Origin of the sequence: Pseudomonas sp. 18175, assembly GCF_050432925.1 — a bacterium.
Taxonomy (GTDB): domain Bacteria; phylum Pseudomonadota; class Gammaproteobacteria; order Pseudomonadales; family Pseudomonadaceae; genus Aquipseudomonas.
The window spans coordinates 64,662-78,446 of sequence record NZ_JBKFTO010000011.1; the positions used below are offsets into that span (position 1 = coordinate 64,662).

At 59.9% G+C, this 13,785-nt stretch carries 13 protein-coding genes; all 13 read left to right on the top strand.

Annotated elements, in window-relative coordinates; genetic code table 11:
- Positions 1–127: 127 nt before the first annotated feature.
- The 13 genes from ACLD1Y_RS16490 to nuoF all read left to right on the top strand — a co-directional run bounded on the left by ACLD1Y_RS16490 (position 128) and on the right by nuoF (position 13,775).
- Entirely contained in the window at positions 128–574 is a 447-nt protein-coding gene (locus ACLD1Y_RS16490; RefSeq protein WP_429478943.1) for an NUDIX hydrolase, read from the top strand.
- 59 nt (positions 575–633) lie between these two features.
- On the top strand, positions 634–1,758 hold the full coding sequence (mnmA, locus tag ACLD1Y_RS16495; RefSeq protein WP_429478944.1) for a tRNA 2-thiouridine(34) synthase MnmA: 1,125 nt from the start codon (positions 634–636) through the stop codon (positions 1,756–1,758).
- A complete protein-coding gene (hflD, locus tag ACLD1Y_RS16500; RefSeq protein WP_017737157.1) occupies positions 1,755–2,378 on the top strand; it encodes a high frequency lysogenization protein HflD in 624 nt (207 codons plus the stop codon). Before mnmA ends, hflD begins: the two co-directional genes overlap by 4 nt.
- Positions 2,379–2,503: 125 nt before the next feature.
- A complete protein-coding gene (gene purB, locus ACLD1Y_RS16505) occupies positions 2,504–3,874 on the top strand; it encodes an adenylosuccinate lyase (protein WP_429478945.1) in 1,371 nt (456 codons plus the stop codon).
- A gap of 84 nt (positions 3,875–3,958) precedes the next feature.
- The gene (locus ACLD1Y_RS16510; RefSeq protein ID WP_429478946.1) at positions 3,959–5,125 is read left to right on the top strand and encodes a JmjC domain-containing protein; all 1,167 of its coding nucleotides are present in this window, start codon (positions 3,959–3,961) and stop codon (positions 5,123–5,125) included.
- Complete coding sequence (locus ACLD1Y_RS16515; protein WP_429478947.1) at positions 5,118–5,540, top strand: GNAT family N-acetyltransferase; 423 nt, start codon at positions 5,118–5,120, stop codon at positions 5,538–5,540. The genes ACLD1Y_RS16510 and ACLD1Y_RS16515 overlap by 8 nt, the downstream gene beginning before the upstream one ends.
- 220 nt (positions 5,541–5,760) lie before the next feature.
- A complete protein-coding gene (locus tag ACLD1Y_RS16520; protein ID WP_429478948.1) occupies positions 5,761–6,498 on the top strand; it encodes a secretin N-terminal domain-containing protein in 738 nt (245 codons plus the stop codon).
- A 484-nt stretch (positions 6,499–6,982) separates the two neighbouring features.
- The gene (gene aceA, locus ACLD1Y_RS16525) at positions 6,983–8,308 is read left to right on the top strand and encodes an isocitrate lyase (protein ID WP_017737152.1); all 1,326 of its coding nucleotides are present in this window, start codon (positions 6,983–6,985) and stop codon (positions 8,306–8,308) included.
- A 658-nt stretch (positions 8,309–8,966) separates the two neighbouring features.
- Positions 8,967–9,380 carry an NADH-quinone oxidoreductase subunit A gene (locus ACLD1Y_RS16530; protein ID WP_003219575.1) on the top strand — a complete coding sequence of 138 codons (414 nt, stop codon included), beginning with the start codon at positions 8,967–8,969 and terminating at the stop codon, positions 9,378–9,380.
- 10 nt (positions 9,381–9,390) lie between these two features.
- On the top strand, positions 9,391–10,065 hold the full coding sequence (locus tag ACLD1Y_RS16535) for a NuoB/complex I 20 kDa subunit family protein (RefSeq protein ID WP_012724951.1): 675 nt from the start codon (positions 9,391–9,393) through the stop codon (positions 10,063–10,065).
- A 73-nt stretch (positions 10,066–10,138) separates the two neighbouring features.
- Positions 10,139–11,923, top strand: a complete 1,785-nt coding sequence (gene nuoC / locus ACLD1Y_RS16540) for an NADH-quinone oxidoreductase subunit C/D (RefSeq protein WP_105522763.1) — start codon at positions 10,139–10,141, stop codon at positions 11,921–11,923.
- Between the two features lie 2 nt (positions 11,924–11,925).
- On the top strand, positions 11,926–12,423 hold the full coding sequence (gene nuoE, locus ACLD1Y_RS16545) for an NADH-quinone oxidoreductase subunit NuoE (RefSeq protein ID WP_105698603.1): 498 nt from the start codon (positions 11,926–11,928) through the stop codon (positions 12,421–12,423).
- The gene (gene nuoF, locus ACLD1Y_RS16550) at positions 12,420–13,775 is read left to right on the top strand and encodes an NADH-quinone oxidoreductase subunit NuoF (RefSeq protein WP_105698604.1); all 1,356 of its coding nucleotides are present in this window, start codon (positions 12,420–12,422) and stop codon (positions 13,773–13,775) included. Before nuoE ends, nuoF begins: the two co-directional genes overlap by 4 nt.
- The last annotated feature ends 10 nt before the right edge of the window (positions 13,776–13,785 follow it).

The following is a 13,785-nucleotide window of genomic DNA, read 5'->3' on the forward strand; positions in this document are numbered from 1 at the left end:
TAGTGCCGGGGTTTCTGTTTGCGGACTCCACCGATTTCATTGACGAAACCCAATCAAATGTGGGAGCTGGCTTGCCTGCTCCCGCAACGACCGAGCTTCTCCAGCCCCACCTACCTTGAGGCCGCTTATGACCTGGCAACCCCACATCACCGTCGCCACCATTGTCGAAGACAACGGCCGCTTCCTGATGGTCGAAGAACTCAAAGGCGGCCGCGCCGTGCTCAACCAGCCTGCAGGCCATCTCGACCCGCACGAAACCCTCACCGAAGCCGCCATCCGCGAAACCCTCGAAGAAACCGGCTGGGACGTCGAAGCCACCGGCATCGTCGGCATTTACCTCTACACCGCCCCCAGCAACGGCGTGACCTATCAACGGGTGTGCTTTATCGCCAAAGCCCTCAAACACCACCCAGACTATCAACTCGACGAAGGCATCCTGCGCGCACGCTGGCTGACCCGCGACGAGCTGATGGCGGTGCGCGACAGCTGGCGCAGCGAGCTGATCATCCGCTGTATCGATGATTATTTGGCCGGCCACTGCCACAGTCTCGAATTGATCCGCCCTTCTCTTTAGCCTTGAAGGCCTGAGCCTGATAGAATCGCGTCCTTTTTCAAGACACCCGTTGAAACCCTATGCGTGATCCAGCCCCTTCTGACACACAAAAGAAGCGCGTCATCGTCGGCATGTCCGGCGGCGTGGATTCTTCCGTTTCCGCCGTTCTGCTCATGGAGCAGGGCTATGAGGTGGAAGGCCTGTTCATGAAGAACTGGGAAGAAGACGATGGAACGGAATATTGCACCGCCATGGACGACCTGGCAGACGCCCAGGCCGTGTGCGATAAGATCGGCATCAAGCTGCACACCGCCAACTTCGCCGCCGAGTACTGGGACAACGTGTTCGAGCACTTCCTGGCCGAATACAAGGCGGGCCGCACGCCCAACCCAGACATCCTGTGTAACCGCGAGATCAAGTTCAAGGCGTTCCTCGACTACGCCATGATGCTTGGCGCCGACCTGATCGCCACTGGCCACTACGTGCGCCGCCGCGATATCGATGGCCGTACCGAATTGCTTAAAGGCCTGGACCCAAACAAAGACCAGAGCTACTTCCTGCACGCCGTCGGCGGCGAACAGATCGCCAAGACCCTGTTCCCGGTGGGCGAGCTGGAAAAACCCGAAGTGCGCAAGATCGCCGAGAAACACGGCCTGGCCACCGCCAAGAAGAAGGATTCCACCGGGATCTGCTTTATTGGCGAACGCCGTTTCAGCGACTTCCTCAAGCAATACCTGCCGGCACAACCGGGTGAAATCAAAACCACCGACGGTGAAGTGATCGGCCGCCACCACGGCCTGATGTACCACACCATCGGCCAGCGCCAGGGCCTGGGCATCGGCGGCTTGAAAGACGCCGGGGAAGAGCCGTGGTACGTGCTGGTCAAGGACCTGGAAAACAACGAGCTGATCGTCGGCCAGGGCAACGAGCACCCGCTGCTGTTCTCGGGCGCACTGCTGGCTTCGGAAATCTATTGGGTCAACCCGATCGACCTGAGCACCCCGCGCCGCCTGACCGCCAAGGTGCGCTATCGTCAGAGCGACCAGCCGTGCACGCTGGAAAAGACCGCTACCGGCTATCGCGCCACCTTTGATGACCCACAACGTGCGGTCACGCCCGGCCAGTCCGTGGTGTTCTACGACGGCGAAATCTGCCTGGGCGGCGGCGTGATTGAAGTCGCACAAGCCGGGAGCCACGAGGCATGAGCCCGACCCAGGAGCAATTGACGGCACTGGGCGGGGTTTTCCTCGCCGCCGTTTTGGTGGACAAGATCGCCAAAACCGGCCAGGTGACCGAGGCGGGCCTGACCTGCATGCTCGGCAGCCTGCTGATCCGCGACCCCAAGGACACCCTGGAAGTCTACGGCGGCGACGATATCGCCCTGCGTGAAGGCTACCGCGCACTGATCGGCGCCCTGGAGCGCGACCCCAGCACCTTGCAGCGCGAACCGTTGCGCTATGCCTTGTCAATGCTCGGCCTTGAACGACAACTGGCCAAGCGCGAGGACATGCTGGAAGTCATCGGCAAGCGCTTGCCACAGATTCAATCCCAAGTGGAACACTTCGGCCCGGCCCACGAAAACGTGATCGCCGCCTGTGGTGCGCTGTACCAGGACACCTTGAGTACCCTGCGCCAGCGCATCCAAGTGCACGGCGACATGCGCAACCTGCAACAACCAAACAACGCCTCGAAAATACGTGCCCTGCTGTTGGCCGGTATTCGTTCGGCGCGGTTGTGGCGCCAGTTGGGCGGTCATCGTTGGCAGTTGGTCATCAGCCGGCGCAAATTGCTTAAAGAGCTTTACCCGTTGATGCGCAACGAATAAGTCGCAGCAACACCGTTTTTTTCAAGCGTTACGCGTAATACGCCGGTCAGTTGGCGACGGACCGGCGGATTTTTTCATGTATGATACGCGCCCCATTTCGTTGCCCGACTGTCCGAGAACACCCCATGCAGCTCTCTTCGCTCACTGCGGTTTCCCCTGTTGACGGCCGCTACGCCGGCAAAACCCAGGCCCTGCGCCCTATTTTCAGCGAATACGGCCTGATCCGTGCTCGTGTTCTGGTTGAAGTGCGCTGGCTCCAGCGCCTGGCCGCTCACCCTGCCATCAGCGAAGTACCGGCGTTCTCCGCCGAAGCCAACGCTGTGCTCAACACCTTGGCGGAAAACTTCTCCCTGGAGCACGCCGAGCGTGTGAAAGAGATCGAGCGCACCACCAACCACGACGTAAAAGCCATCGAATACCTGCTCAAAGAGCAAGCGGCCAAACTGCCGGAACTGGCCCAAGTCAGCGAGTTCATCCACTTTGCCTGCACCAGCGAGGACATCAACAACCTGTCCCACGCCCTGATGCTGCGCGAAGGCCGTGATGACGTAATGCTGCCGCTGATGCGCCAGACCGCCAACGCCATCCGCGAACTGGCCATCCGTTTCGCCGACGTGCCGATGCTGTCGCGCACCCACGGTCAGCCGGCGTCGCCGACCACCCTGGGTAAAGAACTGGCCAACGTGGTGTACCGCCTGGAGCGTCAGATCGCTCAAGTTGCGGCCGTGCCATTGCTGGGCAAGATCAACGGCGCCGTGGGCAACTATAACGCACACATCTCCGCCTACCCTGAGATCGACTGGGAAGAAAACGCCCGCGCCTTCATCGAAGACGAGCTGGGCCTGGGCTTCAACCCGTACACCACGCAGATCGAACCGCACGACTACATCGCCGAGCTGTTCGACGCCATCGCCCGCTTCAACACCATCCTGATCGACTTCGATCGCGATATCTGGGGCTACATCTCCGTGGGCTACTTCAAGCAGCGCACCATTGCTGGCGAAATCGGTTCGTCGACCATGCCGCACAAGGTCAACCCGATCGACTTCGAAAACTCCGAAGGCAACCTCGGCATCGCCAACGCCCTGTTCCAGCACCTGGCCAGCAAGTTGCCGATCTCCCGCTGGCAGCGCGACCTGACCGACTCCACCGTACTGCGCAACCTCGGCGTGGGCTTTGCCCACAGCGTGATCGCGTACGAAGCCAGCCTCAAAGGCATCAGCAAACTGGAACTCAACGAGCAGAAAATCGCCGCTGACCTGGATGCCTGCTGGGAAGTGTTGGCCGAGCCGATCCAGACCGTGATGCGCCGCTACAACATCGAAAACCCTTACGAGAAGCTGAAAGAATTGACGCGCGGCAAGGGCATCAGCCCTGAAGCACTGCAAACTTTCATCGACGGCCTGGACATGCCAGCCGCTGCCAAGGCCGAGCTGAAACTGCTCACCCCGGCCAACTACATCGGCAACGCCGTGGCTCAAGCCAAGCGCATCTGATCGTTGCTCGACCCTTTGAGACGCCCGGCCGCGCCGGGCGTTTTTATTCCAGTCTGAAAAGTGCTTTCTTTCAATAGGTTACACATGAATCCTGATATCCCTCTTCAACTTCTGGGCGGCATCACGGCACGGGAATTCCTGCGCGATTACTGGCAGAAAAAACCCCTGCTGATCCGCCAGGCCATCCCGGATTTCGAAAGCCCGATCGACGCCGATGAGCTGGCTGGCCTGGCCCTGGAAGAAGAAGTCGAGTCGCGCCTGGTGATCGAACACGGCGAACGCCCTTGGGAACTGCGCCGCGGCCCGTTTGCCGAAGATGCTTTCAGCACTTTGCCTGAACGCGAGTGGACCCTGCTGGTGCAGGCTGTCGACCAGTTCGTGCCGGAAGTCGCCGAGCTGCTGGAGCAGTTCCGCTTCCTGCCAAGCTGGCGCATCGACGACGTGATGATCAGCTTTGCCGCGCCCGGCGGCAGCGTTGGCCCGCACTTCGACAACTACGACGTGTTCCTGCTGCAAGCCCAGGGCAAGCGCAACTGGAAAATCGGCCAGATGTGCAACTCCGAAAGCCCACTGCTGCAACACGCCGACCTGCGCATCCTCGCCGAATTCGAAGAAAGCGCCGAATGGGTGCTGGAACCGGGCGACATGCTCTACCTGCCGCCGCGCCTGGCGCACTTCGGCATTGCCGAAGATGACTGCATGACCTACTCCGTGGGCTTTCGCGCACCGAGCGCTGCCGAAGTGCTGACCCACTTCACCGACTTCCTCAGCCAGTACCTGACCGACGAAGAGCGCTACACCGACGCCGACGCCCAGCCGGTCAGCGACCCGCATCAGATCCAGACTGATGCCCTCGACCGCCTGAAAAGCCTGCTGGCCGAGCACATGAGCGACGAGCGCATGCTGCTGACCTGGTTCGGCCAGTTCATGACCGAGCCACGCTACCCAGAACTGGTAGCCGGCGAAGAGCTGGGCGAGGAAGACTTCATCAGCGCGCTCGAAGAAGGCGCGATCCTGGTGCGCAACCCAAGCGCGCGCATGGCGTGGTCGGAAGTAGACGATGACGTACTGCTGTTCGCCAGCGGCCAAAGCCGTTACCTGCCGGGCAAACTGCGCGAGCTGCTCAAGCTGATCTGCGCCGCTGACGCCCTGCACGCCGAAAACCTCGGCCCATGGCTGGCCGACGAAGACGGTCGCGATCTGCTGTGCGAACTGGTCAAGCAAGGAAGCCTGGGGTTTGCCGATGAATAAGATTCACGTAAGTGTCGCGGACTGGCAAAAGGATATCGCTGAGATACGGCGCATTCGTGAAGCGGTATTTATCGCTGAGCAATCGGTTCCACCTGAGCTGGAATGGGATGCGGATGACGCTGATGCGGTGCATTTCCTGGCATTCGAAGGCGACTTTCCGATTGGCACCGCACGCCTGCTGCCCAGCGGCGAAATCGGGCGTGTCTCGGTGCTCAAGGATTGGCGCGGGCTTAAAGTCGGCGACAAGCTGATGGAAGCGGTGATTGGTGTGGCTGAGAAGCGTGGCCAGGCCAAGCAGTTCCTCAGTGCGCAGGTGTATGCCGCGCCGTTTTATGAGCGGTTGGGTTTCAAGATCGTCAGTGAGGAATTCCTGGAAGTCGGGATTCCGCATGTGGATATGGTGCGCGAGGGCTGAGCTGTCTCGTTCGCGAGCAAGCCCGCTCCCACATTCTGACCGCATTCCAAGGGATGTACTCAGTCAAATGTGGGAGCGGGCTTGCTCGCGAAAACTATTTCAGCAGCACCACAAATGCCCTGCCTTGCCAGGGCATTTTGCCGTCTACGATTCAACAAGCCCCCCGCCCGGCCGACAAACTGGCACTATCAAGCCCAACTGACTCGCAGAGATAACGGACATGTCCCTACGCACCCTGCTCACCGCCCTTCTCCTGACTACCAGCGTCACCGCCATGGCCGACACCGAAGTGGTTAACCTGAGCAACCGCACCAGCGCTGACCTGCTGCCGGTGGCGCAGAATTTCATCGGCAAGGACGGCACCGTCAGCGCCTACGGCAACCAGCTTATCGTTAAGGCAGACCCCGGCAAGATCCAGGACCTGCGGGCCCTGCTTAGCCAGTTGGATACACCGGCCAAGCGCCTGCTGATCACCGTCGATACCAACGAAACCAACCAGCAAAGCAGCGGCGACAGCCAGACCCGCATCATCAGCTACGGCACCGCCAGCCGTGACGGTGGGGTCCAGCAGATCCAGGCAAGCGAAGGCGTACCCGCGTTGATTCAAGTCGGCCAAAGCGTACCGCTGACCACCACCCAACCAGACGCCTACGGCCGCCCGCAAAACCAGACCCAATATCGCAATGTGACCCAAGGCTTCTACGTGACCGCCAGCGTCACCGGCGACACCGTTCACTTGGCAATCAGTACCAATCGTGACCGCATGAGCCAGGAACGTCCCGATGTAGTGAACGTACAAAGTACCGACACAACCATCAGCGGTCGCCTTGGCGAATGGATCACCCTGGCCGGCATCAATCGCGAGACCCAGGCCGACAAATCCTCTACAACCCGCACGTACTCTACCCAGGGCCGCGATGACCTGACTTTGCGGGTCAAGGTCGACACCCTGAACTGAAGCACCAAAAACTGACTGATGAGTCGTCTTAGACTAAAGATGTAGTGCCTGAAAAAAAGCACTACAAAACATTTGACGATACAAAAAAGCATGGGCATGATGGCCTCGCTCCCGCTAATCAGGGGCCCTGGCAAGGGCCTTCGGATCGCCGCTCTAAGCTACCCACCTGAGCCGATTCGTGTCTGTACCGCCCACAAGGTGTGTTTGACGAGGTTGCGACTGGAACGAAGTTGTCCCGAGGGACGGAAGCTAACCAGGTAACCCGGCTACACACTGCGAATACCCAAGGGCCCACGACGCCCGACGACTGTTCTCGGTCCGCCTTTTACCTACCCGCCCCTCTCGCCAATCGTTCATCCCGTCGCATTCCCCGCCAGACCCGACATGACCGCCTAAGCTTCTGGTCAGCGAGTAGCCCCGCCCATGCATTGAACGCACGGCTGGCAAATGGATCTTCCAACAAGACGCGACGAGGTTTATCTCCATGGCACTGACACGCGAACAGCAAATTGCAGCCCTCGAAAAAGACTGGGCTGAAAACCCACGCTGGAAAGGCGTGACCCGCGCTTATTCCGCTGCTGACGTCGTCCGCCTGCGTGGCTCGGTTCAACCCGAGCACACCTTTGCAAAACTCGGCGCCGAGAAGCTGTGGAACCTGGTGACCCAAGGTGCCAAGCCGTCCTTCCGTCCCGACAAAGATTTCGTCAACTGCATGGGCGCCCTTACTGGCGGCCAGGCAGTACAACAGGTAAAAGCCGGTATCCAGGCGATCTACCTGTCCGGCTGGCAAGTGGCAGCGGACAACAACTCCGCTGAATCCATGTACCCCGACCAGTCGCTGTACCCGGTGGACTCGGTTCCAACCGTGGTCAAGCGCATCAACAACTCGTTCCGTCGCGCCGACCAGATCCAGTGGAAAGCCGGCAAGAACCCAGGCGACGCAGGCTACATCGACTACTTCGCGCCAATCGTGGCTGACGCAGAAGCCGGTTTCGGTGGTGTACTGAACGCCTACGAGCTGATGAAGAGCATGATCGAGGCAGGCGCTGCCGGCGTGCACTTCGAAGACCAACTGGCGTCCGTGAAAAAATGCGGCCACATGGGCGGCAAGGTACTGGTACCGACCCAGGAAGCCGTACAGAAGCTGACCGCTGCTCGCCTGGCCGCTGACGTTGCCGGCACGCCGACCATCATTCTGGCGCGTACCGATGCCAACGCAGCAGACCTGCTGACCTCGGACTGCGACCCGTACGACCAGCCGTTCGTAACCGGTGAACGTACCCAGGAAGGCTTCTATAAAGTGCGCGCCGGTCTCGACCAGGCCATCGCTCGCGGCCTGGCCTACGCGCCATACGCCGACCTGATCTGGTGCGAAACCGCCAAGCCGGACCTGGACGAAGCCCGCCGCTTCGCCGAGGCGATCAAAAAGGAATACCCGGACCAACTGCTGTCCTACAACTGCTCGCCTTCTTTCAACTGGAAGAAGAACCTGGACGACGCGACCATCGCCAAGTTCCAGCGCGAACTGTCGGCCATGGGCTACAAGCACCAGTTCATCACCCTGGCGGGCATTCACAACATGTGGCACAGCATGTTCAACCTGGCGCACGACTACGCCCGCAACGACATGACCGCCTACGTGAAGCTGCAAGAGCAGGAGTTCGCTGATGCCGCCAAAGGCTACACCTTCGTGGCGCACCAGCAAGAAGTGGGCACCGGCTACTTCGACGACATGACCACCGTGATCCAGGGCGGCTCCTCGTCCGTGACCGCGCTGACCGGTTCGACCGAAGAAGAGCAGTTCCACTAAGTACCGCGTACACGGCCACTGCGGCCCCAAGGAAGACCTAACCGCAGTGCCGCAAAAAATCACGCCCCGACTGGTTCGGGGCGTTTTTTTGCGCCGATGAAAACCCGCCTGACACAACACAGATCAAAATGTGGGAGCGGGCTTGCTCGCGAATGCGGTGTGTCAGTCAACAGATTCATTGGCTGACCCACCGCATTCGCGAGCAAGCCCGCTCCCACAAGGGGAATGCATTCAACCTGAGGGTTTTGCGCAAAACATTGATCTAGAGCGGTATCCGCTTCACTCGGATCGGTTAAAAGATCCCCGTCATCAACTAAGCGACAACCAAGCAAGTAACGGCAACTTCCCCCGCCACACGAGAAACATTCGCTTAAACCCTGCGCAAACAATATTCATTATCATTTGGCGCATGAAAACTTCGTTACAGGTTAAACAAAACATAATTGATCAAAAGCCCGCTAATGCCCGCCCTGCAAGGGCTACAGCCCCAATGAGGTGCACTATGTCCTTATTCCATCGAATAATTTCGCTATAGGAATTTTACTTGCCCGGTGTTTAGCCATAAAATCACCGCGATTGATTGCACTGCGACATATCGTCACTGCATCGTTACTTTTTCGAGCTCAGAGACCTTTGCTCTCTGTTAAGGATTTCCAGCATGACCGAAGCGACAGGACTCATGGCCCACAACTGGGGCTTTGCCATTTTCCTCCTCGGTGTTGTCGGCCTTTGTGCCTTCATGCTTGGTGTTTCCAGCCTCCTCGGGTCAAAAGCCTGGGGCCGCAGCAAAAATGAACCGTTCGAGTCCGGCATGCTGCCTACAGGTGGCGCCCGCTTGCGGCTCTCAGCCAAATTCTATCTGGTCGCGATGCTGTTCGTGATCTTCGATATCGAAGCCCTCTTTCTCTTTGCCTGGTCTGTGTCCGTCCGCGAAAGCGGCTGGACCGGATTCGTCGAAGCTCTCGTTTTCATAGCAATTCTGTTGGCAGGCCTTGTCTACCTATTCCGAGTGGGCGCCCTTGACTGGGCTCCGGAAGCTCGTCGTAAGCGGCAAGCGAAGCTGAAACAATGAGGCTTTGGCGATGCAATACAATCTCACCAGGATCGACCCGGATGCTCCTAACGATCAGTACCCTATCGGCGAACGGGAAACCGTTTCCGATCCGTTAGAAGATCAAGTCCACAAAAACATCTACATGGGCAAGCTGGAAGACGTGCTGAGTGGCGCGGTCAACTGGGGGCGTAAAAACTCCCTGTGGCCGTACAACTTCGGTCTTTCGTGCTGCTATGTGGAAATGACCACCGCCTTCACGGCGCCCCACGACATCGCGCGCTTTGGTGCCGAAGTTATCCGGGCATCGCCGCGCCAGGCGGATTTCATGGTTATCGCCGGCACCTGCTTTATCAAGATGGCGCCGATCATCCAGCGTCTCTACGAGCAAATGCTCGAACCAAAATGGGTTATCTCCATGGGTTCGTGCGCCAACTCCGGTGGCATGTACGACATCTACTCCGTGGTTCAAGGAGTGGACAAGTTCCTGCCCGTGGACGTCTACGTGCCTGGCTGCCCGCCTCGCCCTGAAGCATTCTTGCAAGGCTTGATGCTGCTGCAGGAATCGATTGGCAAGGAGCGTCGCCCGCTTTCCTGGGTCGTCGGCGATCAAGGCGTATACCGCGCCGAGATGCCTTCGCAAAAGGAACAGCGCCGCGAACAGCGAATCGCAGTCACCAACCTGCGCAGCCCTGACGAAGTCTGATCCAGCCCCGCTTCTTTTATAGAACGAACACCTGGCTTCATTCTTTACGTTGACCGAAAGCGATAAAAAAACCATGACTACAGGCAGCGCTCTGTACATCCCGCCTTATAAGGCAGACGACCAGGATGTGGTCGTCGAACTCAATAACCGTTTTGGCCCTGACGCCTTCACCGCCCAGGCCACGCGCACCGGTATGCCGGTGCTGTGGGTGGCGCGTGCCAAGCTCGTCGAAGTCCTGACCTTCCTGCGTAACCTGCCCAAGCCGTACGTCATGCTCTATGACCTGCATGGCGTGGACGAGCGTCTGCGCACCAAGCGTCAAGGGCTGCCGAGCGGCGCCGATTTCACCGTGTTCTACCACCTGATGTCGCTGGAACGTAACAGCGACGTGATGATCAAGGTCGCCCTCTCCGAAAGCGACCTGAGCATCCCGACCGTCACCGGCATCTGGCCCAACGCCAGCTGGTACGAGCGTGAAGTCTGGGACATGTTCGGTATCGACTTCCCTGGCCACCCACACCTGACGCGCATCATGATGCCGCCAACCTGGGAAGGTCACCCGCTGCGCAAGGACTTCCCTGCCCGCGCCACCGAATTCGACCCGTTCAGCCTCAACCTGGCCAAGCAGCAGCTTGAAGAGGAGGCCGCGCGCTTCCGTCCGGAAGACTGGGGCATGAAGCGCTCCGGCACCAACGAGGACTACATGTTCCTCAACCTGGGCCCGAACCACCCTTCGGCCCACGGTGCCTTCCGTATCATCCTGCAACTGGACGGCGAAGAAATCGTCGACTGCGTACCGGACATCGGCTACCACCACCGTGGTGCCGAGAAGATGGCCGAGCGCCAGTCGTGGCACAGCTTCATCCCGTACACCGACCGTATCGACTACCTCGGCGGCGTGATGAACAACCTGCCGTACGTGCTCTCGGTAGAGAAGCTGGCCGGCATCAAGGTGCCAGACCGCGTCGACACCATCCGCATCATGATGTCCGAATTCTTCCGCATCACCAGCCACCTGCTGTTCCTGGGTACCTATATCCAGGACGTGGGCGCCATGACCCCGGTGTTCTTTACCTTCACCGACCGTCAGCGCGCCTACAAGGTCATCGAAGCCATCACCGGTTTCCGCCTGCACCCGGCCTGGTACCGCATCGGCGGTGTTGCCCACGACCTGCCGAACGGCTGGGAGCGCCTGGTTAAAGAGTTCATCGACTGGATGCCCAAGCGTCTGGACGAGTACCAAAAGGCTGCGCTGGATAACAGCATCCTCAAGGGTCGTACCATCGGCGTCGCCCAGTACAACACCAAAGAGGCCCTGGAATGGGGCGTCACCGGTGCTGGCCTGCGCTCCACCGGCTGCGACTTCGACCTGCGTAAAGCGCGCCCGTACTCGGGCTACGAGAACTTCGAATTCGAAGTGCCGCTGGCCGCCAACGGCGATGCCTACGACCGTTGCATCGTGCGCGTCGAAGAAATGCGCCAGAGCCTGAAGATCATCGAGCAGTGCATGCGCAACATGCCGGCCGGCCCGTACAAAGCGGATCACCCGCTGACCACGCCGCCGCCGAAAGAGCGCACGCTGCAGCACATCGAAACCCTGATCACGCACTTCCTGCAAGTTTCGTGGGGCCCGGTCATGCCGGCCAACGAATCCTTCCAGATGATCGAAGCGACCAAGGGTATCAACAGTTATTACCTGACGAGCGATGGCGGCACCATGAGCTACCGCACCCGGATCCGTACCCCAAGCTTTGCCCACTTGCAGCAGATCCCTTCGGTGATCAAAGGCGAGATGGTCGCGGACTTGATTGCGTACCTGGGTAGTATCGATTTCGTTATGGCCGACGTGGACCGCTAAGCATGAACAGCACGCTTATCCAGACAGACCGTTTCACCTTGAGTGAAACCGAGCGCTCGGCCATCGAGCACGAGCTGCATCACTACGAAGACCCGCGCGCGGCGTCGATCGAAGCCTTGAAGATCGTCCAGAAGGAACGTGGCTGGGTGCCGGACGGCGCCCTCTACGCCATCGGTGAGATCCTCGGCATCCCGGCCAGCGACGTTGAAGGCGTGGCCACGTTCTACAGCCAAATCTTCCGCCAGCCGGTTGGCCGCCACATCATTCGCGTGTGCGACAGCATGGTCTGCTACATCGGCGGCCACGAGAAAGTGGTTGACGCGATCCAGACCAAACTGGGCATCGGCCTCGGCCAGACCACTGCAGACGGGCGTTTCACCCTGCTGCCGGTGTGCTGCCTGGGCAACTGCGACAAAGCGCCGGCGTTGATGATCGACGACGACACATTCGGTGACGTACAGGCAACTGGCGTGACCCAATTGCTTGAGGGCTACCCATGACCCTTACATCTTTCGGCCCGGCCAACCTGATCAAGCGTTCGCCTGAAACCCATCCGCTGACCTGGCGCCTGCGTGACGATGCCGAGCCTGTGTGGCTCGACGAGTACCAGGCCAAGAACGGCTATGCCGCAGCGCGCAAAGCCTTCGCCGACATGGCCCAGGACGATATCGTCCAGACCGTGAAAGACGCAGGCCTTAAAGGTCGCGGCGGTGCAGGCTTCCCCACGGGTGTTAAGTGGGGCCTGATGCCCAAGGACGAATCCATCAACATCCGCTACCTGCTGTGCAACGCGGATGAAATGGAACCCAACACCTGGAAAGACCGCATGCTGATGGAGCAACTGCCCCATCTGCTGATCGAAGGCATGCTGATCAGCGCCCGCGCGCTGAAAACCTACCGTGGCTATATCTTCCTGCGTGGCGAGTACACCACCGCCGCCAAGCACCTCAACCGGGCGGTCGAAGAAGCCAAGGCAGCGGGCCTGCTGGGCAAGAACATCCTCGGCTCGGGCTTTGACTTCGAGCTGTTCGTGCACACCGGCGCTGGGCGTTATATCTGCGGTGAAGAAACCGCACTGATCAACTCCCTCGAAGGCCGCCGCGCCAACCCGCGCTCCAAGCCGCCCTTCCCTGCCGCCGTGGGCGTGTGGGGCAAGCCGACCTGCGTGAACAACGTCGAGACCCTGTGCAACGTGCCGGCGATCATCGCCGACGGCGTGGACTGGTACAAATCGTTGGCCCGCGAAGGCAGCGAAGACATGGGCACCAAGCTCATGGGCTTCTCCGGCAAGGTCAAGAACCCTGGCCTGTGGGAGCTGCCATTCGGCGTGACCGCACGCGAGCTGTTCGAGGACTACGCCGGTGGCATGCGCGACGGCTACACCTTGAAAGCCTGGCAGCCAGGCGGTGCAGGTACTGGCTTCCTGCTGCCTGAGCACCTCGACGCACAGATGTATGCCGGCGGCATCGGCAAGGTCGGCACCCGGATGGGTACGGGCCTGGCGATGGCGGTGGACAACACCGTGAACATGGTCTCGCTGCTGCGCAACATGGAGCAGTTCTTTGCCCGTGAATCCTGCGGCTTCTGCACCCCATGCCGCGACGGCCTGCCGTGGAGCGTCAAGCTGCTGATGGCCCTGGAAAAAGGCGAAGGCCGCGAGGGTGATATCGAGACCCTGCTGGGCTTGGTCGGCTTCCTCGGCCCAGGCAAGACCTTCTGTGCTCACGCACCGGGCGCCGTGGAGCCATTGGGCAGCGCCATCAAATACTTCCGCTCGGAGTTCGAAGCCGGCATCGCGCCTACCAGCGCCGCCGTCCCGCCTCTGGCAAGGCCGATCGTAGTCGGCGCGTAACGCTTAAAGA